This window comes from Bombilactobacillus sp. ESL1202, assembly GCF_058107125.1.
Window position 1 is genome coordinate 1759607 of sequence record NZ_CM176590.1, and the last position, 22254, is coordinate 1781860.

The 22254-nt window shown below is 35.0% G+C and carries 24 protein-coding genes; 22 read left to right on the forward strand and 2 right to left on the reverse strand.

Annotated features, from left to right (window positions below; all coding sequences use genetic code 11):
* Positions 1-7 precede the first annotated feature (7 nt).
* The 15 genes from rsmH to AC3B7A_RS07970 all read left to right on the forward strand — a co-directional run bounded on the left by rsmH (position 8) and on the right by AC3B7A_RS07970 (position 15744).
* Positions 8-955 (forward strand): 16S rRNA (cytosine(1402)-N(4))-methyltransferase RsmH, encoded by a 948-nt coding sequence (rsmH, locus tag AC3B7A_RS07900; RefSeq protein WP_489756568.1) that lies wholly within the window; start codon positions 8-10, stop codon positions 953-955.
* Between the two features lie 29 nt (positions 956-984).
* On the forward strand, positions 985-1362 hold the full coding sequence (gene ftsL / locus AC3B7A_RS07905) for a cell division protein FtsL (protein ID WP_489755553.1): 378 nt from the start codon (positions 985-987) through the stop codon (positions 1360-1362).
* Positions 1359-3524, forward strand: coding sequence for a penicillin-binding protein (locus AC3B7A_RS07910; protein ID WP_489755554.1), 2166 nt, complete (start codon positions 1359-1361; stop codon positions 3522-3524). Before ftsL ends, AC3B7A_RS07910 begins: the two co-directional genes overlap by 4 nt.
* Positions 3525-3540: 16 nt before the next feature.
* Positions 3541-4506, forward strand: a complete 966-nt coding sequence (gene mraY, locus AC3B7A_RS07915) for a phospho-N-acetylmuramoyl-pentapeptide-transferase (RefSeq protein WP_489755555.1) — start codon at positions 3541-3543, stop codon at positions 4504-4506.
* 13 nt (positions 4507-4519) lie between these two features.
* Positions 4520-5869, forward strand: a complete 1350-nt coding sequence (gene murD, locus AC3B7A_RS07920; protein ID WP_489755556.1) for a UDP-N-acetylmuramoyl-L-alanine--D-glutamate ligase — start codon at positions 4520-4522, stop codon at positions 5867-5869.
* Between the two features lie 11 nt (positions 5870-5880).
* Entirely contained in the window at positions 5881-6981 is a 1101-nt protein-coding gene (murG, locus tag AC3B7A_RS07925; RefSeq protein WP_489755557.1) for an undecaprenyldiphospho-muramoylpentapeptide beta-N-acetylglucosaminyltransferase, read from the forward strand.
* 4 nt (positions 6982-6985) lie between these two features.
* Positions 6986-7789 carry a cell division protein FtsQ/DivIB gene (locus AC3B7A_RS07930; protein WP_489755558.1) on the forward strand — a complete coding sequence of 268 codons (804 nt, stop codon included), beginning with the start codon at positions 6986-6988 and terminating at the stop codon, positions 7787-7789.
* Between the two features lie 78 nt (positions 7790-7867).
* Positions 7868-9172, forward strand: coding sequence for a cell division protein FtsA (gene ftsA, locus AC3B7A_RS07935; RefSeq protein WP_489755559.1), 1305 nt, complete (start codon positions 7868-7870; stop codon positions 9170-9172).
* A 34-nt stretch (positions 9173-9206) separates the two neighbouring features.
* Entirely contained in the window at positions 9207-10406 is a 1200-nt protein-coding gene (gene ftsZ / locus AC3B7A_RS07940; protein WP_489755560.1) for a cell division protein FtsZ, read from the forward strand.
* A gap of 22 nt (positions 10407-10428) precedes the next feature.
* Complete coding sequence (locus AC3B7A_RS07945) at positions 10429-10815, forward strand: cell division protein SepF (protein WP_489755561.1); 387 nt, start codon at positions 10429-10431, stop codon at positions 10813-10815.
* Between the two features lie 17 nt (positions 10816-10832).
* The gene (locus tag AC3B7A_RS07950) at positions 10833-11096 is read left to right on the forward strand and encodes a YggT family protein (protein WP_489755562.1); all 264 of its coding nucleotides are present in this window, start codon (positions 10833-10835) and stop codon (positions 11094-11096) included.
* 11 nt (positions 11097-11107) lie between these two features.
* The gene (locus AC3B7A_RS07955; RefSeq protein WP_489755563.1) at positions 11108-11857 is read left to right on the forward strand and encodes a YlmH family RNA-binding protein; all 750 of its coding nucleotides are present in this window, start codon (positions 11108-11110) and stop codon (positions 11855-11857) included.
* A 29-nt stretch (positions 11858-11886) separates the two neighbouring features.
* Positions 11887-12552, forward strand: a complete 666-nt coding sequence (locus tag AC3B7A_RS07960; RefSeq protein ID WP_489755564.1) for a DivIVA domain-containing protein — start codon at positions 11887-11889, stop codon at positions 12550-12552.
* Positions 12553-12748: 196 nt separating this feature from the next.
* Complete coding sequence (gene ileS / locus AC3B7A_RS07965) at positions 12749-15529, forward strand: isoleucine--tRNA ligase (protein WP_489756569.1); 2781 nt, start codon at positions 12749-12751, stop codon at positions 15527-15529.
* Positions 15526-15744, forward strand: a complete 219-nt coding sequence (locus AC3B7A_RS07970) for a cold-shock protein (RefSeq protein ID WP_489755565.1) — start codon at positions 15526-15528, stop codon at positions 15742-15744. Before ileS ends, AC3B7A_RS07970 begins: the two co-directional genes overlap by 4 nt.
* Before the next feature lie 108 nt (positions 15745-15852).
* Here the strand turns inward: AC3B7A_RS07970 and AC3B7A_RS07975 are convergent, their stop codons facing one another.
* Positions 15853-16491, reverse strand: coding sequence for a DUF421 domain-containing protein (locus AC3B7A_RS07975; RefSeq protein ID WP_489755566.1), 639 nt, complete (start codon positions 16489-16491; stop codon positions 15853-15855).
* A gap of 15 nt (positions 16492-16506) precedes the next feature.
* Complete coding sequence (locus AC3B7A_RS07980; protein WP_489755567.1) at positions 16507-16956, reverse strand: DUF3290 family protein; 450 nt, start codon at positions 16954-16956, stop codon at positions 16507-16509.
* A gap of 85 nt (positions 16957-17041) precedes the next feature.
* On the opposite strand from AC3B7A_RS07980, the gene AC3B7A_RS07985 reads away from it, so the two are divergent.
* The 7 genes from AC3B7A_RS07985 to AC3B7A_RS08015 all read left to right on the forward strand — a co-directional run bounded on the left by AC3B7A_RS07985 (position 17042) and on the right by AC3B7A_RS08015 (position 22244).
* A complete protein-coding gene (locus AC3B7A_RS07985) occupies positions 17042-17581 on the forward strand; it encodes an NUDIX hydrolase (RefSeq protein ID WP_489755568.1) in 540 nt (179 codons plus the stop codon).
* A 6-nt stretch (positions 17582-17587) separates the two neighbouring features.
* A complete protein-coding gene (locus AC3B7A_RS07990; protein WP_489755569.1) occupies positions 17588-17779 on the forward strand; it encodes a hypothetical protein in 192 nt (63 codons plus the stop codon).
* 16 nt (positions 17780-17795) lie between these two features.
* The gene (locus AC3B7A_RS07995) at positions 17796-18485 is read left to right on the forward strand and encodes a 5'-methylthioadenosine/adenosylhomocysteine nucleosidase (RefSeq protein WP_489755570.1); all 690 of its coding nucleotides are present in this window, start codon (positions 17796-17798) and stop codon (positions 18483-18485) included.
* A gap of 16 nt (positions 18486-18501) precedes the next feature.
* Entirely contained in the window at positions 18502-19653 is a 1152-nt protein-coding gene (locus AC3B7A_RS08000; RefSeq protein ID WP_489755571.1) for a cysteine desulfurase family protein, read from the forward strand.
* Positions 19654-19664: 11 nt separating this feature from the next.
* On the forward strand, positions 19665-20003 hold the full coding sequence (locus AC3B7A_RS08005) for a hypothetical protein (RefSeq protein WP_489755572.1): 339 nt from the start codon (positions 19665-19667) through the stop codon (positions 20001-20003).
* Positions 20004-20023: 20 nt separating this feature from the next.
* A complete protein-coding gene (mnmA, locus tag AC3B7A_RS08010) occupies positions 20024-21136 on the forward strand; it encodes a tRNA 2-thiouridine(34) synthase MnmA (RefSeq protein WP_489755573.1) in 1113 nt (370 codons plus the stop codon).
* Between the two features lie 445 nt (positions 21137-21581).
* Entirely contained in the window at positions 21582-22244 is a 663-nt protein-coding gene (locus tag AC3B7A_RS08015; RefSeq protein ID WP_489755574.1) for a histidine phosphatase family protein, read from the forward strand.
* Positions 22245-22254: the final 10 nt, after the last annotated feature.

Consider the following 22254-nt stretch of genomic DNA (forward strand, 5'->3'; position numbering starts at 1 on the left):
AGGTGAGATAATGTTCCAACATGAAACAGTTTTGTTAAATCCAACAGTAGATGCATTGAAAGTTCACGATGGTGGTATTTATGTTGATGCAACTTTTGGTCGAGGAGGTCATACTAATTATCTTTTAACACAAGGACATAATTTAACAGTTATTGCTTTTGATCGTGATCAAGCAGCAATTGATTCTGGTCATAACTTAGTTGAGAAAACTAATTCACAAACTGATAATCATTTGATTTTAGTGACTGGTAATTTTGCTGATTTAAAATCCAAATTAAATCAATTAAATATTACTGAAATTGACGGCATTTTGTACGATTTGGGAGTTTCGTCACCACAGTTTGATGATCCCAAACGTGGTTTTAGTTATCGGTATGATGCAAGGTTAGATATGCGGATGGATCAAAGTCAAACATTGGATGCTTACTTGATTGTTAATAATTATTCACAATCACAATTAGCAACGATTTTTAAACGTTATGGTGATGAAAAATTTGCTGGCAAAATTGCACAGTCAATCATTAAACAACGACAAAAACAACCGATAGTGACCACTTTTGAGTTGGTTAATTTAATCGAAAATTGTTTACCTGCAGCTGTGCGGCGAAAAATAAAAAAGCATCCTGCCAAAAAAGTTTTTCAAGCCTTGCGGATTGCTGTTAATGATGAGCTGAATGCCTTAGACTTTTCACTAGAAGCGGCAATTGGAATGTTAAAGGTTAACGGTTTAATTAGTGTAATTACGTTTCAATCGTTGGAAGATAAGATCGTGAAGCAGGTTTTTCGTCGACATAGTGAAGTCAAAGCGCCACGTGATTTACCTGTTATTCCGCCTGAATTACAACCCGAATTAAAAATTTTGACCAAGAAGCCTATTTTGCCAAGTTCAAATGAAGTTGAGCAAAATCATCGTGCTCATAGCGCACACCTTCGGGTAGCGCAAAAAATAAAATAAATAAAGATATTAGGAATCGAGATAGTTTGATGGAACAAAATACTGTACGTCAGGTGAACGGGTTATCTGACCCTAAACCTAAAATAACTCAAACTAATAAAGTACAAACGGCTGTTGAGCTTAATACTAAAAGTGTGCCCTTTTCTAAAATAGAAAAAAGTCTAGTTTGTTTGATTGGTTTAATTGTAATTTTAATGATGTATAGTTTGGTTCATTTACGGACGCAAACATCTGTTAAACAACGTAATATTCAAGACTTATCCGAACAAACGCAAAAAGTAGTTAGTGCTAATGCCGACTTACACCAAGAAATTATCGAATTAAGTAATTCGGGCCGACTTTTAAAAATAGCAGGTGAGCACAACTTACAATTGCATTCAAATAATATTAGGAATATCTCCAAATGAATCAAAAAAATAATAATAATGATAAATTAAATATCAACAAGGCAAGGCGTGATCGAAGAATTATTGGACGATTCTTTCTCATTGTTGTTGCCTTATTTTTTGTGATTTGTCTAAGCCGTTTTACTTATGTAGCTGTTAGTGGACACATTGGTAGTGTTGATCTAACCAAAAGAACTAAACAAAAATATCGCCATAAACGGGTTTTAGCTTCCAAAAGGGGTAGCATTTATGCTGATGACGGTACCAAAATTGCTTATAGCGACCAGTCTTATGAGCTATTTGCAATTTTAGACCATAAATATAAAAGTGCTGATGGAAAGGCTCTGTATGTTCATAATAAGAAACATACAGCTAATGTTTTGAGTCATTACATTCCGCTGAGCAGAAAAAAAATTTATCAAATTTTAACCCCCAAGGCAAAAGACGTTTTTCAAGTAGAGTTTGGTTTAGCGGGAAAAAATATTAGTTTAAGTGTCAAAAAAGCTATTCAAAAACATCATTTACAAGGTATTTATTTTAATGCTGTGCCAGCTCGTTCTTATCCGAATGGTGTTTTAGCTTCCAATACTATTGGTTTAGCACAATTAAGCACTAATTCTAATAAGTCTTCTAATCAAGGACTGATGGGATTAGAGAATTTTTATGATTCGATTTTACGGGGCAAAGATGGCTATGAGATTCGTTATACAGATCCGGAAGGTTATACTTTGCCACAGACGCATCAAAAAGCGAAACTTCCTGTGCAAGGAAAAAATATTTATACAACACTTGATATTAATTATCAGCATTATCTAGAGCAATTATTAACCACTGCTTATCAAAAATATCATCCACAGTCCATGCAAGCAATTGTAACTGATCCTAAAACGGGCCGAATTTTAGCAATCTCGCAACGTCCAACTTTTAATCCGCAGACTAAAGATAATTTAACGCATTCTTGGCAGAATATAAATTTACAAAGTAGTTATGAACCGGGATCTGTCTTTAAGGTTTTAACTTTAGCTGCCTCGATTAATTCCAAGAACTATCATCCCAATCAATATTACCGTTCCGGTGCTGTTACGATTGGTGGGCGAACTATTCATGACTGGAATACCAGTGGTTGGGGAGAAATCCCCTTTAATCAAGCTTTTCCTCGGTCTAGTAATGTCGGCATGGTCGCTTTGGAACAACAAATGGGTGCACAAACTTGGCTCAAATATATGAAAAAATTTAAGATTGGTCAGTTGACGCATGTTAATTTACCGGGTGAAGTAGCAGGCAAAATTAATTTTCAACATGCTTCTGATCAAGCCATTACAGCCTTTGGTCAAAGTGTATCCGTGACAGGAATGCAAATGGTTCAAGCGTTGGGAGCCATTGGCAATCACGGTAAAATGATGCAGCCGCAATTAGTTAGTCGCATTGAAGATCCTAATACCGGTGCTGTTAAAAAAATCAAGCCGAAGTTAGTTGGAAAACCAGTCACTGATCAAACTACTAAACAAGTTTTGTCGGCCATGCGTGAAGTCGTTCAGGATAGTTATGGTACCGGAACAGTTTATAAAATCCCTGGTCAAGATGTAGCTGTTAAGACGGGGACGGCGCAAATTTCTAGTACGAATGGTTATTTGACCGGCAGTAATGATTATTTATATTCAGTCGCTGGTTTAGCGCCCGCTAAAAATCCTAAATATTTAGTCTATATTACAATGGAGAAACCCAGTATTTTATCTAAAGCTCCCGAACAAATGTTATCGGAAGTTTTTAATCCAATGATGCAACGCTTGTTAGGAACCGGTAAAATAGAAAATGTGCAGGCGGATAATACGGCAATGAATATGCCTGAATTGACCAACCAATCCATCAATCAAGTGCAACAGTCATTAAAAAATCAAAAATTAAAAATGGGAATTGTTGGCACGGGAAATAAAGTTGTACAACAATTGCCAAGTGCTAATACTAAAATCATGCCCCAACAACGCGCGATTTTATTGACTAATGGAGCAATGACAATGCCTGATGTTCGTGGATGGTCTAAGAATGATTTGCTGAAATTATCAGAAATCACTGGAAAAAAAGTGATTGTTAAGGGTCAAGGATATGTAGTCAAGCAAAGTGTGGCACCACAAGCAGTTTTAAATAGTGTCAAAGAGATAGTTGTGCACCTTAAACAAAAATAAAGTGAGGATTTAAAAAATGGAATTGAGTAAAATGTGGGTCCCCTTAATTAGCAGTTTAATTATTGTGGCAGGATTACTGCCATTATTTATTAAGTTGATGGTTGCTAATCGTGAAGGACAACAAATTCGTGAAGAAGGACCTAGTTGGCAGGAATATAAGTCGGGTACGCCAACGATGGGCGGTTTTGTTTTCCTATTAGCGATCGTTTTGACCAATATTTGGGTAGGATCCTGGCTAAATTTATTTACCACTTCATTGATGTTAGTTAGTTTGATGTTGTTACTTTTTGGGATCATTGGTTTTTTAGATGATTTTTTGAAACTAAGAAATCATCGCAATCTAGGTTTGTTAGCATGGCAAAAATCTTTATTACAAATTATCTTTGCAATAGTCTTTTGTGGCTTATATTTTTATTATCAATTTCCAATAGATCTGCAATTTTTCGGCTTAATCTTTCATTCTACCATTTTGTACATGATTTTTATTTTAATTTGGCTGGTAGGTTTTTCTAATGCAGTTAACTTAACAGACGGTTTAGACGGGTTAGTCACCGGACTGGCGATTATTGCTTATGGTACTTACGCCTATATTGCTTATGTTCAAGCTGATCATGACTTAATGTTAGTTTGTCTGAGTGTTGTCGGTGCAATGCTAGGCTTTTTGATTTTTAATCATAAGCCGGCGAAAATTTTTATGGGGGATGTTGGCTCATTGGCTTTGGGTGCTGGTTTAGCAGCTATTTCTTTGTTATTAGGTAGTCCATGGTCTTTACTATGGATTGGGATTGTTTTTGTGTTAGAAACTTTGAGTGTTATTATTCAAGTTACAGTGTTTAAAACTACTGGGCACCGTGTTTTTAAAATGTCACCTATTCATCATCATTTTGAAATGTTAGGTTGGTCAGAGTGGAAAGTAGTGTTAGTTTTTTGGTTAATAGGCTTATTAGCCGCAGTTAGTTATATTGTAATTTTTGTGAATTAGAAGGGAAAATTTAATGAAAAAAATTACACAGTATCAAGGAAAGAAAGTTTTAGTTTTGGGACTAGCTAAGAGTGGTTTTAATGCTGCTTTATTGCTAGAAAAATTAGGTGCTAAGTTAGTAGTTAACGATCAAAAAGATAGTCTTGAAGCACAGAAATTACGAACGGCGGGAATTGATGTGATAACTGGAGAAAATCCAGTATCGTTGTTAGAGCAACATTTTGATTTAATTGTTAAAAATCCTGGTATTTCTTATGATTTACCACTAGTTAAATTAGCGCTGGAGCAAAAGATTCCGATTATCACGGAGCCAGAACTGGCTTTTGAAGTATCCGCAGCTCCATTCATTGGTGTAACTGGGACTAATGGTAAAACCACTACCACAACTTTAATTCAACTGATTTTAGATCAACAACGTGAACATGGGCATGCTTATAAAGCAGGAAACATTGGGATTCCTGTTTCTCAAGTTGTCCAAACAGCAACTGAAGATGATGATATCGTAGTAGAGTTATCTAGTTTTCAATTATTAGGTGCGACGAAGTTGCGTCCTAAAATAGCAGTTTTAAATAATATTTACGAAGCCCACTTAGATTATCACAAAACACGTGCCAATTATGTGCAGGCTAAAATGAATATTACCCGTCATCAAACGCCGAGCGATTATTTTGTTGTCAATTTCGATAATCCCGAATGGCGAAAATTAAGTCAACAAACTAAGGCTAAGGTTGTACCATTCTCACGATTAGGAGTTAGCGAAGAAGGAGCTTATCAAAAAGGAGATCAACTTTACTTCCGACAAGAAGCGATTATTAATATTGATCAAATTGTTTTACCAGGAAAGCACAATGTAGAAAATTGTTTAGCAGCAATTGCTGTAGCTAAATTGATGGGTAAATCTAATCAAGCAATTCAACAAGTTTTAACGACTTTTCAAGGAGTAAAACACCGCATTCAATTTGTTCAACAATTAGATGGTCGTAAAATTTATAATGATTCTAAAGCAACTAATATGGAGGCAACCATTGTTGCTTTACAGGCATTTAACGAGCCCTTAGTATTGATTGCTGGTGGATTAGATCGCGGTTTTGATTTTGCTGAGTTAGTTGAACCATTGCGAAAAGTTAAAGCAATTGTCTTATATGGTGAAACTAAATACTTAATGCAAAAAGCGGCGCAAAAAGCAGGCATTAAAACTATTAAGGTAGTAGATAATTTGGATGAAGCAGTACCGTTAGCATATTCTTTAACGACTCCGGGTGATGTTTTATTGTTATCGCCAGCAGCAGCTAGTTGGGACCAATTTAACACTTTTGAGGAACGCGGTGACCAATTCATTAACGATGTAGAAAAATTAAACTAAGGCGGTAAAAAATGAGAATAATTGTCTCTGGTGGTGGTACAGGTGGTCATATTTATCCAGCTTTGGCCCTTATCAAACGTTTAAAGCAGCGCCACTTAATTGATGAAGTGCTCTATGTTGGTACCAAATCCGGTTTAGAAGAAAAAATTATTGTCCAAGAAAAAATACCGTTTGAAACGTTAAAGTTACAAGGCTTTAAGCGCAAATTATCTTGGAAGAATGTTCAAACTATTCAGCTGTTTTTAAAAAGTATTCATCAAGCAAAAAAAATTATTGATAATTTTCAACCTGATATTGTTGTGGGAACAGGTGGCTATGTTTCTAGTGCCATTGTTTTAGCAGCGCATTTAAAAAAAGTCCCCACAGTCATTCATGAACAAAATTCAGTTGCTGGTTTGACAAATAAATTTTTAGGACATTTTGTTGATAAAATTGCCTATGCATTTGCTGATGTTGTTGATCAATTTAAGGAACACTCTAAATTAGTTTTTACGGGTAATCCACGAGCGCAAGAAGTTACTGATCTAAAGCCAAATGATCGGTTACAAGATTTTAACTTAAAACCTGATCAACCGACAGTTATGATTTTTGGTGGCAGTCGAGGTGCGCGTCCGATTAATCAAGCTGTAATTGATTGTTGGTCTAATTTGAGTCAGACTTCATATCAAGTTTTATTCGTGACTGGGCGCGTCCATTATGATCAGGTACGTACCCAACTACCTACCAAATTGGCACCTGGCATGCAAGTAGTGGCTTATATTGATGATATGCCGGCAATTTTACCTGATTTATCATTAATCGTGGGACGAAGTGGCGCTACTTCAATTGCCGAATTAACAGCTTTAGGGATTCCGGCGATTTTTATTCCGAGTCCTTATGTAACCAATGATCATCAGACTAAAAATGCTCAATCCTTAGCAAAACAACAAGCTGCTTTAATTTTGCCGGAATCGCAATTGACAGGCGAGTCTTTAGAAAAAATTTTAACTAACACTTTGAATGATTCTCAATTATTGCAAAAGATGGCCTATAATTCGCGACAATTAGGCGTTAATGATGCTAGTGATCGCTTGATTAAAGTTTTGTTGGATTTAATTTCCAGTAAGAAGTAGATTAATGAAAAATTCAAAGTCTAATGAATTATTACAGTTTAAGAATCAATATCATCGCTTAGATCGAGAACCTACTAAACAACAATTATTGAGAAAAAAGATATTAAAAATTCTACCGAGTAGTTTAATTATGCTGGGATTAGTTAGTTTAATATTAATAATTGGTTATTTATTTTCGCCGTTGGGACACGTACAAAAAATTTCTGTATCTGGTGTCAATTATTTGGGAGCTCAGCAGGTTATTAATGCGGCAAAAATTGATAAAAACTCATTAGTTTTACAGACTTTGATTCAGCGCTCTAAAATTGAAAAAAGCATTAAAAAAAGAGTTCCACTGATTAAAAAAGTAAGTTATCATTATAATAAATTTAATGAATTGAATTTTTATGTTACAGAATATCAAACGGTGGGGTTTATAATTAAAAATGAAGGTTATTATCGAATTTTAGAAAATCAAACAATAGTTAATGAAAAATTAAAACAACCAATTGGTAATTTTCCCGTTTATCAAAACTTAAATTCTCATGTAACATTAAACAATGTTGTTAAATTATATTTAAATTGCCCGAAAGGGTTACGAGGTGATATTTCTGAAATTCATGGCAGTAAGAATAAAAAAACATATCCTTATCGTGTAAGTTTATATATGAATGATGGTAATTTAGTGATTGGTGACATTCGGACGCTGTCATCAAAATTAAAATATTATCCAGCTATTTCCAAAAATATGTCAAAAAATGGTGTAATTAATTTAGAAGTTGGAGCCTATTCTAGACCTTTCTCTGCATCAAGTTCAAAGCTGGAATAGTTTTAAAAACTTTGGTATCATTTAAGTTAATAGGTTTATCCATTAGTAAATCTGAAAATGTTGTAGGAGGATCATAGAATGGATGATTCACGGATCATTGTTAGTTTGGATATTGGGACAACTTCTATGAAAGTAGTTGTTGCCAATGTGACAAACTCACAGGCTAATATTATTGGTGTTGGAAGTGCCCATTCACAAGGTATGAATCGTGGAACTATTGTGGACATTGATCAAGCAGCAATAGCGATTGGTGAAGCAGTGAAAAAAGCCGCCTCGCAATCTAATACGGAGATTAGTGATGTGGTCGTTGGTCTTCCCGCTAATGGTTTACAAATTTTTAAAGCACACGGTATGATTGCTTTAAATGAACCTTCTAAAGAGATTACGGCTGATGATGTTCAAAAAGTTATTTCTGCTTCGATGGTGCAAACTTTACCACCAGAATTAGAATTTGTAGCTCTGTTACCAGATAGTTTTTGTGTGGATGGCTTTAAAAATATTAAAGATCCACGGGGGATGATTGGAAGCCGTTTAGAATTTAATGGTATTTTGTATGCCTTACCGAAGTCGATTATTCACAATATGCAGCGAGCAATTCAAAAATCAGGTTTAAATATTATTTATGAAGTGTTAGCACCATTGGCTCTGAGTCAAGTGGCTTTAAGTAAAGGTGAACGTAATTTTGGCTCAGTGATTATAGATTTAGGTGGTGGGCAAACTTCAGCTTCTATTATCCATGATAATAAGTTGAAGTTTACTGCAATTGATCCAGAAGGTGGCAATTTAGTTGCACATGATATTTCAGTAGTTTTGAATACGACATTAGAGAATGCTGAAAAATTACAACATTATTATGGCAATGCTGATCCCAATGCTGAAATGTCTGATGAAAAGATACCGGTAGAGGTAGTGGGACAAGATCAACCGCAAACTATCTCTAGTCAGTATCTTTCTTCGATTATTGTCGCTAGATTAAAGCAAATTTTTCAACGTTTACAACAAGGTTTAACTAGCATTCATGCGCAAGATTTACCTGGAGGATTGGTTTTAACTGGCGGCTTGGCAGAGATGGCAGGGGTAACAACTTTAGCTCAGCAAATCTTGAAGATGAAAGCTAAAACTTTTATTCCTGAGCAAATGGGCTTACGACATCCTGCTTTTACTGAAGGTTTAGGTTTGGTATTATATGCAAAAGGACTGAATGACTTAGATTTAATTGCTTATAATGTAGTACATTCGTCAGAAGTATTTGCCACTGCTAAAACAAATTCAGATCATCCTGATTCTTTAAATAAAACAAAAAAATCAGTTAAACATAAGTCACATCAATCAAGTTCAACTAGTGAAAAATTAAAAAATTTTTGGAGTCGTTTTTTTGACTAAATAACAAGCGATAAATCGGGAGGAATTTGTTAGAATGGACAGTTCAATGGACACGAGAGAGAAAAACTCAGCGGTTATTAAAGTTATTGGTGTTGGTGGTGCCGGCGGTAATGCTGTTAATCGCATGGTTGAAGAAGAAATTAAGGGCGTGGATTTTATTGCTGCCAATACTGATATGCAGGCTTTGGATCTTTCACAGGCTAACACCCGCTTACAGTTAGGACCAAAATTAACACGCGGACTGGGAGCTGGATCCGATCCCGATGTTGGTCAAAAAGCCGCTGAGGAAAGCGAAGATGTGATATCTGATTTGTTAAAAGAATCAGACATGATTTTTATCACTGCTGGCATGGGTGGTGGTACGGGAACTGGTGCTGCCCCAGTGATTGCAAGAGTTGCTAAAGATTCTGGGGCTTTAACCGTTGGTGTAGTGACCCGACCGTTCATGTTTGAAGGACCTAAACGAGCAAAATTTGCAGACCAAGGGATTGAAGAATTAAAACAACATGTTGATACCTTAGTTATTATTGCTAATAATCGTTTATTAGAAATAGTTGATAAAAAGACGCCAATGAATGAAGCTTTGCATGTTGCAGATGACGTTTTAAGACAGGGTGTTCAAGGAATCTCCGATTTGATTACTTCGCCGGGATTTGTGAATTTGGATTTTGCTGACGTAAAGACGGTGATGTCTAATCAGGGATCCGCATTGATGGGAATTGGTACTGGAAACGGTGAAAACCGTATTGTTGACGCAACAAAAAAAGCTATTTCTTCACCACTATTAGAAGTTTCTATTGATGGTGCTCAGCAAGTGCTATTGAATATTACTGGTGGACCAGACTTATCTTTATTTGAAGCACAAGAAGCGGCAAGTATTGTATCTGAGGCTGCTACAGAAGATGTTAATATTATTTTTGGGACGTCCATTAATGATAATTTAGGTGATGAAGTCAAAGTAACTGTTATTGCAACTGGAATTGATGATGAACATCAAAGTTCCAAAAATGCTGCCATTATTAAAAAACCAGTTCAAATGGATTCTAAAGCTAATACGGCAGACCAAAAGTTAGATGCTTGGGGAGTTGGTAGTGATAGCCAATCTCAATCGAAGCCAGCTAGCTCAGGAACTAATGACTTCGATATGTTCCGTCAATCAAATGTTTTGAATGATACTGATAATGATGACGATGATTCGATGCCGCCGTTTTTAAGACATCATCCTAAAAATTAATATCGATTAGGAGGAGAGAATAATGGCGTTTGGAAAAATAGCTAACTTTTTTGGTTTGGATGATGAAGTCAATGACCAAAAAATAGCTTCAAAATCACAATCTGCAACCAAAAGTGCTAATGTTGTTGCATTAGATTCACATAAAGTTACTAGACAAAGTAAAATTCAAATTGCTCAACCACATTCTTATCCTGATGCTAAGCAAATCACGCAAGAACTTTTAAATCAGAATGCTGTTATTGTTAATTTTCAGCAAGTGAGTGACGAACAAATGCGGCGAATTGCTGATTTTTTGACGGGAGCAGTTTATGCCTTGAAGGGTGACATTCGTCAAATTGATGAACGGGTATTTTTATATACACCATTGAATTTTAAGATTGATAATACAACAATGGATTTTAATGATTAAGTCGAGGTTGAATTAACGTGACCAATTTATTAAATGGTCTACCAATTGTTTTAGTTCATTTATTGGATATTTATGAATGGTTGATTATTATTTGGGCTTTATTGACTTGGCTGCCTAATGCTACGCAATCAAAATTGTTTAATTGGTTGGGCAAGTTAGTTAATCCTTTTTTAGCAATTTTTGATCGACTAATTCCGTCAATTTTTGGAATTAGTTTTTCGCCCATTTGGGCTTTTTTTGTAATTGATTTGATTAAGTATTTATTGGTTCGATTTGTTTAATGGAAGTTACGATGAAAGATAAGTCGATTTGGTTTAAGTTGCAAAATTTAATAAAATCTACAGCTAAAACTTATCAACCACAATTAAGTCCATTTTTAAATCCATATGAACAAAGATTAGTAGATCAATTGTTAGTACAATTTCCTGATATTGATAGTCATTGGTCAGGAGGCTTTACTAAAGCAGTTAGAAAACGAGTTTTGTTATTACCACCGTATTTTGTTTTTAATCGGCAAGATTTGCATTTGCAACTGTTTCAAATTAATTTTAATCAGAAATTTGTTAAGTTAAAGCATTATCAAATTATGGGAAAATTATTAAATTTGGGTTTGGAAAGAAATAATTTTGGTGATATCATTACTGATGGTAATAATTGGCAGTTTGTGGCTGATTCTTTACTAAGTGATTTAATAGTTAATGAAGTACAAAAGATTGGAAATGATACTGTATCTGTTCAGCCAGTTGATTGGCAACAATTGTTGTTAATTAAAGATGAATATACTATGTTAACTTTGAACGTTAGTTCTTTAAGAATTGATCAAGTTTTAAGTGCTGCTTTAAAAATTAGCCGTCAAAAAGCCAAAGAATTGTTGCAACGGGGATTGGTTTCCGTTAATTGGCAACACGAGAAGCAAATTGATTATATTTTAACAATTGGTGATACAATTAGTGTACGAGGTAAGGGGCAGATAAATATTGTTGATTTGTTAGGCAAAAAGCATAATTTTTGGCAATTATATGTGCAACTGTATCGGCATTGATAATCAATAAATCAAGGAGGATCTTTATTATGGCTTTAACTCCCCATGATATTCAGGTTCAAGAATTTAAGACACAATTACGTGGTTATGACAAGAATGAAGTAGATCATTTCTTGGAGCAGATCATTAAAGATTATAGTGAAAATGTGAAAAATAATCACCGTTTAGAGTATGATCTTAAAGATGCAAAGGCGCAAATTGCTTATTTTAATGATTTACAAAATACGGTTAATGAGTCCATTATTATTGCTCAAAATGCGGCCGATCAAGTTAAAAAGCAAGCAGATGAACAAGCACAGACTGTGATTGCTCAAGCCAGAACTAATACAGAAAATATGGTTGAACAAGCTATTAATCAGGGACGAAAAATAATTCAAGATGCTCAGGTTCAAGCACAGGAGTTAATTGAGCAAACTAAGTCGTTACAAGTACAAATGATTAATAGTTATCAAAGCTTACAAAAAGTTGTTTCAGAACAACAAGATTTATTGAATTCAAAAACTTGGCAAGGTTTGTTAGCAAAAAATGATAATCAAAGTTTGATTGATAGTATTCAAGCAACAGTTGATAATTATTTAAATAAATTAGATCAAGTAGCAGCTGAAGTTAAAACTGATGATTATGATGATTTAGTTTTAAAATCGGATACAGAAAAAAAAGTTGACAAAGTTGTCGATAATGATGATAATCAATAGTAACTATTATGACAAAAGGTTAAGCAGAATTTGATCTTGCCAGCGAATTTGGGATAGTGTAAGCCAAATCAAGCGCTCAATGATGCTTTATCAACTTTTGTGAACATGTTATGAAGATGTATACTTACTTTTAGGTGGTATAGCGATGATTCGTCCTGATAAGGGACGAATTTTTTTATTAGGAGGAGGAAATACAATGCGCATTAAAGACACTTTAAATTTGGGCAAAACAGAATTTCCGATGCGAGGTAATTTACCCAAAATGGAGCCAGAATGGCAAGCTGAATGGGAAAAAAATCACGTTTATCAAAAACGGCAAAAGTTAAATGCCGATTGTCCAGCTTTTGTTTTACATGATGGACCACCATTTGCTAATGGTAATATTCATATGGGGCATGCCATGAATAAAATTACGAAGGATTTTATTGTTCGTTACAAATCAATGGCTGGATTTCGTGCTCCTTATGTTCCTGGTTGGGATACTCATGGTTTACCAATTGAACAGCAATTGACTAAACAAGGTGTTAACCGTAAGGAAATGACTACAGCTCATTACCGTCAGTTATGTTACGATTTTGCCATGAAAGAAATTGAAAAACAACGGACTGATTTTAAGCGCTTGGGTGTTAGCGGCGATTGGGATCACCCTTATATCACTTTACAACCAAAGTATGAAGAAGAAGAAGTTCGGGTTTTTGGCAAAATGGTAGAGCATGGTTTAATCTATCGCGGCAAAAAACCAATTTACTGGTCGCCTTCATCTGAATCAACTTTGGCTGAAGCAGAAGTGGAATACCATGATATTAAAGCGCCATCTTTATACGTATCTTTTCCAGTTAAAGATGGTAAAGGGATCGTTGACGCTGATGCGGAATTTTTGATTTGGACGACCACACCGTGGACATTACCTGCTAACGTAGCAATTGCAGTTAATCCACGTTTTGAATATTCACTAATTAAGATACCTAACGGTAAAAAATATGTGGTGGCTAGTGAACGAATTGAATATTTAGCCCAAACTTTAGGCTGGGATCAATGGGCTGTTTTACGTGAATATCATGGTTCCGAGCTAGAATATTTAGTAGCTAAACATCCATTTTATGATCGTGATTCGATTTTGATTTTAGGTGACCATGTTACTTTAGATGATGGCACTGGTTTAGTACACACAGCTCCTGGACTGGGTGCAGATGATTTTAACGTGGGAATGAAGTATCATTTAGAAGTTTTGTCCCCAGTAGATAATCAAGGTCGCTTAACTGATGAAGCTCCTGGTTTTGAAGGTGTCTTTTATGACGATGCTAATAAAATGGTAACTGATTTACTGAAGAAAAAGGGTGAATTGGTTCAATTAGATTTCTTCGTCCATAGTTATCCACATGATTGGCGAACTAAGAAACCAGTTATTTTTCGCTCCACGCCCCAGTGGTTTGCTTCAATTGATAAAATGCGTGATCAGATTTTAGCGCAAATTGAAAAAGTTAATTTTCAACCGAGTTGGGGTCAGACCCGTCTTTACAATATGATTAAAGACCGTGGTGATTGGGTCATTTCACGACAAAGAATTTGGGGTGTACCGTTACCTATTTTTTATGCAGAAAACGGTGAAGCTATCATGACTTCAGAAACAATTAATCATGTTGCTGATTTATTTGGTCAGTGCGGTTCAAATATTTGGTTTGAAAAATCTGCTAAAGAATTGTTACCAGAAGGATTTACCCATCCAGGAAGTCCGAACGGCAAATTTACTAAAGAAACTGACATCATGGATGTTTGGTTTGATTCGGGTTCCAGTAATCAGGCGGTTTTGAAAAATCGTCCAGAACTACATTTTCCTGCAGACTTATATTTAGAAGGTTCAGATCAATATCGTGGGTGGTTTAACTCTAGTTTGATTACTTCAGTGGCTGTCACTGGACAAGCACCTTACCATAAGATTCTATCCCAAGGTTTTACCTTAGATGCTAAGGGACGTAAAATGAGTAAATCCTTGGGAAATGTTATTGTTCCTAGTGATGTCGAACGTCAATTTGGTGCTGAAATTATTCGTTTGTGGGTAGCTTCAGTAGATACGAGTTCCGATGTTCCAGTTTCAATGGATACTTTTAAACAAACATCTGATGCTTACCGTAAAATTCGCAATACTTTACGATTTATGTTGGCTAATACTACTGATTTTATTCCGCAAGCTAATCAAGTGAATTTTGATCAATTAAAGTCGGTTGATCAATACATTTTGGTTAAATTAGATCAACTAATAGAAAATGTACGTAATGATTATGATCAATATGATTTCGTGAATATTATTAAACAAGTTAATGAATTTTTGACTAATGATATGTCGGCCTTTTATCTAGATTTTGCTAAAGATGTGGTTTATATTGAATCTAAAGACGCTTTAGCACGGCGGCAGATGCAAACAGTGATCTACGAAGTAGCAGTTAAAGTTGCCAAATTGTTGACGCCAATTTTACCGCATACAATGGAACAAGTTTGGCAACAGCTAAAAGAGCCTGAAGAATATGTTCAATTGGCACAAATGCCAACGGTAGTTCACTATGATCATGCTGCAGAGATTTTACAAGATTGGCAAGTCTTTATGCAATTTAGAACTGATGTTTTAAAATCGTTGGAAGAAGTTCGTGATCAAAAACTAATTGGTAAATCAATGGAAGCAGCAGTAACAATTTATCCCAATCAATCGTTACGAGATTTATTAGTAAAATTAAATGTTAATGTGGGACAATTATTGATTGTTTCTCAATTTGAAATTTCTGACCAATCCTTGGCACAAGCTGATGAATATGATAATGTTCAAGTTAAAGTTCAACCAGCTGTAGGTCAAGTTTGCGAACGTTGTCGGATGACTAAAGAAGATGTTGGGCAAGATAATGAATTGCCAATGCTATGTGAACGTTGTGCCCAAATTGTCCGTTCTGATTATCCGCAAGCATTGACAGAAGGGTTAAATAAATGATTACAGGAACAGTCGATTGGTTTGATAGTCAAAAAGGTATTGGTGAAATAATTACAACGAAAACTAAGCAGAATATTTTTGTTTACTTTACAGCAATTATGGGTACGGGCTTTAAAAATTTGCAACCGGGTCAAAGCGTAAGTTTTGAAATTGCCCAGGGGTTTAAGGGGCCGCAAGCAATAAATGTTCAAGTACAGTCTGTAATGCAAAATTAAATACTTTTTGTTACAATGAAGCGAGTGGGACATGCTTTTGTCCCACTCGCTTTTGATTGCTAAATAAATTGGATAAGTTAACCAATTTGATTTGGCGATTATTAAAATTTATTTTTCGATGCCGTATGGAAAGATTCGGAGACCGTCACGGTCGACCATGGCAATGTAAATATCTGATATTTGATAGCCTTGCTGTTCTAAACGGTCAGTTACCCATTGTTCTGAATGATTAGTGTATTCTAAACCTAGTTGGTCAATTTGACCGTCCATAATGACCGGAAATTGGTATTTGAGGTCCTTTTTGACCGTAAAACTAATCTGACCATTTTGTTCCCAAACAGCTTTATCAATGTCATTTAAGTCATTGACGCCGGCTTGTCGCAGCTTAAAAGCTAAATCATGGGCTGATAATCCGGCTTTGGTAGTTCTTTCTGAAAGAATTTTACCGTTGGAAATAATAATAGTTGGTTCACCATCAATGAAATGCTTGATAAAGTGATTGTGATTGGTTAAAAATTTAATGGTAAACACTACTAATGTCCAAATCAATAAAACAATAAAAAATTGCAGTAGAGTAATTTCAGAATTATATAAAACACCACCGATAATGCCGCCTAAAACAAAATTTTGCATTTGATCAATAACATTACTGGGAGCCAAATTGGACTTGCCTAACAGATTGATTTGAATAATCATGGCAAAAAATCCCATAATTAATTTAATAAAAGTTTGCCAGTAAAATGTCATCTTAATTTAGACTCCTTAGTTTTTAATAATTTTAATTTTAGGATTGGTTAAATGAACTTTAACTAATTCAAAACTTGAATTATCATTATTTAGATTAACTCGTAAAATTTTAGAATTAACTTTTAAGAGCATCCCATCTTGAAGGGCTGTTGCATTAGAATAGATATGCTGAACTGATGTGTGTTGGCTATGGGCGACCTGTTTAATCAAGCCAGCAACTTGGCCATTACCGTTAATTGAATTACGATCTTGCGTCCAATTATCATATTGGATAGTTAAGGTTAATAACAGCGCTAAAATTGTAATGATCGTCAATTCACGGTATTTGCCGTCATCACGGTGACTCAAAAAAAGTAATAATGATATGATCACTATAATTAGTAAAATGAAACTGATGATGAGAATTATTCCATTGACACGATTAGGTTGGCGAGTCAAATAATTATAGGTATAAAAATTAGACATTGTTCTCCTCCTTAGTGTTTCATTATAGCAAGAAAATTTTAAGTATAGTTGTTAAAGCATTTAGCCAATTGCAGAGGGAGTTTAAATGGACTTTACAGAAAAAAAATTAAGTTCACGACCAATTTTTAATGGCCGAATTATCAATGTGGAATTAGAAACTGTTCGTTTACCTAACCAAAAGACGGCCACACGAGAAATTGTTCATCATCACGGGGCCGTAGGAATTTTAACAGTAATTAATCAAAAAATATTATTAGTTAAACAGTGGCGGGAACCATTGCAGCAATTGACTTTAGAAATACCAGCGGGAAAATTAGAGCCAGATTGTAAAGATTTAAAACGCGAAGCTTTAAGGGAATTGAATGAGGAAACAGGATATTATTGTTCGGATTTACAGTATTTAACTGGCTTTTATTCAACACCGGGTTTTAGTGATGAATATCTAACTTTATATTATGCACCGCAAGTTCAACCAGTTAAAAATAAACGTCCATTGGATCCAGATGAATTTTTATCGGTTGAATTATTGACTTTGAAACAAGTTCAAGAACAAGTTAAACGAGGTTTAATTTGTGATGCTAAGACCATTATGGCACTGATGTATTGGCAACAGTTAGGTGGATAGATAAGTATGAAGAAGAAAATACCAACAACTGAAACTCTAACAAATACTGTAAGTGAAACTGAAGCTGAGACTAAACCAACTTGGAGTCGGTTTAATCCACAGGCTAAATCGTATCGTTTAAAACAGTGGTTAAATCGAGCTATTTTAATTATTGGTCTATTAATTATTGTTGTTTATTTAATTTTATTTTTTTTATAGGAGAAAGGATTTAATTATGAAAATTGGTGTTATTGTGGCAATGGAAGAAGAAATGGGAGTTTTAACGAACTCTTTATCAAATATTTCAACGGAAAATATTGCAGGAATTAAACTAACAGTTGGATGTTATCAAACTCACCAAGTAGTAGTAGCACAAAGCGGAATTGGTAAAGTTCAAGCAGCAATGGTAACAACCATTTTGTGTAACAATTATCGGCCAGATGTTTTAATTAATACAGGATCAGCTGGTGGAATAGGTAAAGGATTAAGTGTAGGCGATGTAGTAGTTTCCAAAAAAGTGGCTTATCACGATGTTGATGTTACTGCTTCTGATTATCCGAAAGGTCAGCTACCACAACAGCCACTTTATTTCACCGCGGATGCAGAATTAGTGAAACAAGTAGTTGACGCTGGACAAATGGTCGGCCAGACGAGTCGGGTTGGCTTAATTGTTTCTGGTGATCAATTTGTTGGTAGCCAACAGCAAAAAGAGCAAATTTTAAGTGATTTTCCCCAAGCTTTAACTGTAGAAATGGAAGGCGCAGCTGTTGGTCAGGTAGCCACGCAATTTAAGGTTCCGTTTGTTATCATTCGCGCCATGAGTGATGTGGGTGATGATCAAGCAAATGTTTCCTTTGATGAATTTGTTCAAGATGCTGGGCAACGTTCGGTACAAATGTTATTAAATTTTATGGATCATAATTAAGAAAGTAAGTGTCGTTATGGATCATGTTTATTTAGATAATGCTGCAACAACGGCGATGGCGCCTGGAGTTTTAGCAGTGATGAGTGAAATGTTGCAAAATAATTTTGGCAATGCTTCAACACCTAATTTTTATGGACGTCAAGCCCGAGCAGTTTTAGATCAAGCTCGAAGTGTAATTGCACAAAGTATTAATGCACAGGAATCAGAGATTATTTTTAATAGTGGTGGTTCTGAAGGAGATAATACTGCTATTGTAATGACGGCCTTAAAACAGCGATCATTAGGCTTAGGCAAGCATATCATTACGACTGCCATTGAGCATGAAGCAGTTTTAAAATCCATGGCTTATTTAGAACAATTGGGTTTTGAAGTTACTTATTTACCAGTTAATGAAAAGGGTCAAATTAATTTAACAGATTTAAAAAATAATTTACGTTCCGATACCATCTTAGTTTCAATTATGATGGTCAATAATGAAGTGGGAACTATTAATCCAATTACTCAAATTGGTGAAATATTACAACATCATCAAGCAATATTTCATACGGATGCTGTCCAAGCTTATGGTCATCAAGTAATTGATGTTCAACAATTAAAGGTTGATCTACTAACGACTTCAGCTCATAAATTAAATGGACCTAAGATGCTAGGTTTTATGTATGAACGCACCGGCATCAATTTACCGGCCTTTATTAAAGGTGGCGATCAAGAAACAAAACGGCGCGCTGGCACGGAGAATGTCCCAGCGATTGCTGGTTTAATGGCAGCAGTTAAGCTGCATAAACCGGAAAAAATTCGTCAAGATCAACAACGCTTTTTGGAATATAAACAATTAATTGTACACCAATTACAACAGAAACAAATTGAATTTGAGATTAATGGTCCCACTTTAAATAGTGGTGCAGCTAACATCCTAAATTTATGGATTAAAAATTGGCCAACGTCTATTCTGCAAATCAAGTTGGATTTAGCTGGAGTAGTTATTTCGGGAGGCTCAGCATGTACGGCGGGGAGTCTGGAGCCATCGCATGTTTTAACAGCGATGTTTGGTAGTGATTCTTTGCGGATCAATGAGTCAATTCGGATTAGTTTTGATACATTTACTAAAAAAAGTGATATACTCAAACTTACCGATAATTTAAAGCAAATTGTGCATGAAAAAATTTAGGAGGTGATTATATGCCAATATTTGCTCAAGTCAATGGTGATGCTGATCAATATCAAGTTCATCCTCAAATTAAGGTCTATGCTTTACAAGATGTTGGCTTTATTAAATCAAGCCAAGGAAATTTTTCATGGGAACAACCATTAAGTGGTGTTTCACCTTATGCAGCAACCTATATCTTAAAAGTTAAGATCAAAAAAGATTTAAAAAACTTATCATTGGTGGTAACTGATGGTAGTGGTTTGCATAAAATTAACATTTTTAAACTCAAAGATAATCAAGAATTGTTAGAACAATATTATTATGCGTTGGATAATTTGTTGCAACGCAATATTATTCAAAAAAAGAATTAAACTTAGAAAAGGTGAGTTGATTGGTCAAAAAAAAGCGAGTTGTCGTTGGCATGAGTGGTGGCGTGGACTCTTCTGTTTCCGCTTTGTTATTAAAGCAACAGGGTTATGATGTTGTTGGCGTCTTTATGAAAAATTGGGATGATAGCGATGATTCTGGAGTTTGTACAGCAACTGAAGATTATGAAGATGTTGCTAAAGTAGCAAACCAAATTGGAATTCCTTATTACTCTGTCAACTTTGAAAAAGAATATTGGGAGCGGGTATTTGAATATTTCTTATCTGAATATAAATTAGGACGTACGCCTAATCCTGATGTGATTTGTAATAAAGAAATTAAATTCAAAGCTTTCTTGGATTATGCTTTGAAATTGGATGCAGATTATATTGCGATGGGTCATTATGCGCAATTACAACGTGATGATGCTGGTGTCATTCATATGTTACGTGGTGCAGATTCTAATAAAGATCAGACCTATTTCTTAAGTACTGTTGCTCAAGAACAATTACAAAATGCCTTATTTCCCATTGGGCATTTACAAAAATCCCAAGTCAGAGAAATTGCGGAGCAAGCGGGCTTAGTAACGGCTAAAAAGAAGGATTCCACCGGTGTTTGTTTTATCGGGGAACGTAACTTTAAGAAATTTTTGAGTGAATTTTTACCAGCTCAAAGTGGTAAAATGATGACTCCAAATGGGCAGGAAGTTGGAATTCATTCTGGCTTAATGTATTACACGATTGGTCAACGTTCAGGTTTAGGTTTGGGCGGTAATGGCAAGTCTAATGAGCCTTGGTTTGTTGTAGGTAAAGATTTAGAACAAAATATTTTATATGTGGATCAAGGTTATGATAATCCGTTATTGTATGCAGATAGTTTAGTAGCTACTGATGCTTCTTTTATTCGTCCTGTTGATTTAACTCAGCCCCTGCATTGCAGTGCTAAGTTCCGTTATCGTCAAGCAGATACTGATGTAACAGTAACCAAGACAGCAATTGGATTACAGGTTGATTTTGTTAAACCTGTGCGCGCTATTACTCCAGGCCAAGAAGTCGTCTTTTATGATGGTGATGAGTGTTTAGGTGGCGCGACCATTGATCGAGCTTATAGCAAGCAACAACAATTACAGTATGTTTAATTATAAGAGATTGGGATCGAAGTCGTTTAATTGTTAAGCGACTTTTGGTACACAATGATGAATTAATGTTCGTTGAATTTTAGACAGAATACGATCGTTAATCTTGTTGCCCCAGTCTCTTTTTAGTATTCCATTTAAATTAAAGGGCAGTTTAGAATGAAAATTTGGTAATGCTTGGTATTAGTTGCATTAAATTTCAAAGTTTATATTTGATTTAGGCAATTGAAGAGTACAAATTGGTGATTAAAAAAGTATAATTTCATAAGCTATGGACGTCTATAATGAATTAACATGCTTTTAATATAAGTGAAGCTAGGATAATTAAATCAGTTAAAAATCATAGATCTTTTAGTTTAAACTAGATGTTTAGCATTACAACTTGAATAATTTGTTTAAATCAACGATAATATTAGGCATCAACAAAATTATAGGAGGTATTAAAATTATGACTAAATTTTATTTTGTGAGACATGGAAAAACTCAATGGAACTTTGAAAAACGCTATCAAGGTGCTCAAGGCGATTCACCATTATTAGCCACTAGTTATCATGATATTAAACTTTTAGCACAATACTTATCTGGACAAACGATTAATCACATTTATTCTAGTCCAATTAAAAGGGCTTACATAACTGCACGAACCTTGGCTAATGATTTAGGTGGTGAGATTCCAGTTTCAAAAACGCCGGCGTTAAAAGAATTTGATTTAGGTTCATTGGAAGGACAAAAATTTAGTTTGGCAGAACAAAAATATCCGCAACTAATCTGGGCTTTTCGACATGATCCTAGTCAATATGATCCCCAAATTATTCATGGCGAAACTTTTGAACAAGTAATTGAACGGTCGGATAATTTTATTAAAAATTTAGCTAAAAATGATCATAATAATGATCAAACTTACTTATTGGTCAGCCATGGCGCAGCCTTAGTTGCGATGATTAAAGCTCTTTTAGGAATTTCGTTAAAAGATATGCGCAAGGAAGGCGGAATGTCTAATACTGGTTTGACAACGTTAGTTACTTCAGATCATGGCCAAACTTTTCAATTGATTAAGTGGAATGATACTAGCTATTTACAGCGTCATTTGGATACAACTGATACTATTTAAAGAGGATATC

Coding starts and splice junctions, on each gene's coding strand:
- ftsL (WP_489755553.1), top strand. CDS start 985: ATGGAACAAAATACTGTACGTCAGGTGAACGGGTTATCTGACCCTAAA.
- AC3B7A_RS07910 (WP_489755554.1), top strand. CDS start 1,359: ATGAATCAAAAAAATAATAATAATGATAAATTAAATATCAACAAGGCA.
- mraY (WP_489755555.1), top strand. CDS start 3,541: ATGGAATTGAGTAAAATGTGGGTCCCCTTAATTAGCAGTTTAATTATT.
- murD (WP_489755556.1), top strand. CDS start 4,520: ATGAAAAAAATTACACAGTATCAAGGAAAGAAAGTTTTAGTTTTGGGA.
- murG (WP_489755557.1), top strand. CDS start 5,881: ATGAGAATAATTGTCTCTGGTGGTGGTACAGGTGGTCATATTTATCCA.
- AC3B7A_RS07930 (WP_489755558.1), top strand. CDS start 6,986: ATGAAAAATTCAAAGTCTAATGAATTATTACAGTTTAAGAATCAATAT.
- ftsA (WP_489755559.1), top strand. CDS start 7,868: ATGGATGATTCACGGATCATTGTTAGTTTGGATATTGGGACAACTTCT.
- ftsZ (WP_489755560.1), top strand. CDS start 9,207: ATGGACAGTTCAATGGACACGAGAGAGAAAAACTCAGCGGTTATTAAA.
- AC3B7A_RS07945 (WP_489755561.1), top strand. CDS start 10,429: ATGGCGTTTGGAAAAATAGCTAACTTTTTTGGTTTGGATGATGAAGTC.
- AC3B7A_RS07955 (WP_489755563.1), top strand. CDS start 11,108: ATGAAAGATAAGTCGATTTGGTTTAAGTTGCAAAATTTAATAAAATCT.
- AC3B7A_RS07960 (WP_489755564.1), top strand. CDS start 11,887: ATGGCTTTAACTCCCCATGATATTCAGGTTCAAGAATTTAAGACACAA.
- ileS (WP_489756569.1), top strand. CDS start 12,749: ATGCGCATTAAAGACACTTTAAATTTGGGCAAAACAGAATTTCCGATG.
- AC3B7A_RS07970 (WP_489755565.1), top strand. CDS start 15,526: ATGATTACAGGAACAGTCGATTGGTTTGATAGTCAAAAAGGTATTGGT.
- AC3B7A_RS07975 (WP_489755566.1), bottom strand. CDS start 16,491: ATGACATTTTACTGGCAAACTTTTATTAAATTAATTATGGGATTTTTT.
- AC3B7A_RS07980 (WP_489755567.1), bottom strand. CDS start 16,956: ATGTCTAATTTTTATACCTATAATTATTTGACTCGCCAACCTAATCGT.
- AC3B7A_RS07985 (WP_489755568.1), top strand. CDS start 17,042: ATGGACTTTACAGAAAAAAAATTAAGTTCACGACCAATTTTTAATGGC.
- AC3B7A_RS07990 (WP_489755569.1), top strand. CDS start 17,588: ATGAAGAAGAAAATACCAACAACTGAAACTCTAACAAATACTGTAAGT.
- AC3B7A_RS07995 (WP_489755570.1), top strand. CDS start 17,796: ATGAAAATTGGTGTTATTGTGGCAATGGAAGAAGAAATGGGAGTTTTA.
- AC3B7A_RS08000 (WP_489755571.1), top strand. CDS start 18,502: ATGGATCATGTTTATTTAGATAATGCTGCAACAACGGCGATGGCGCCT.
- AC3B7A_RS08005 (WP_489755572.1), top strand. CDS start 19,665: ATGCCAATATTTGCTCAAGTCAATGGTGATGCTGATCAATATCAAGTT.
- AC3B7A_RS08015 (WP_489755574.1), top strand. CDS start 21,582: ATGACTAAATTTTATTTTGTGAGACATGGAAAAACTCAATGGAACTTT.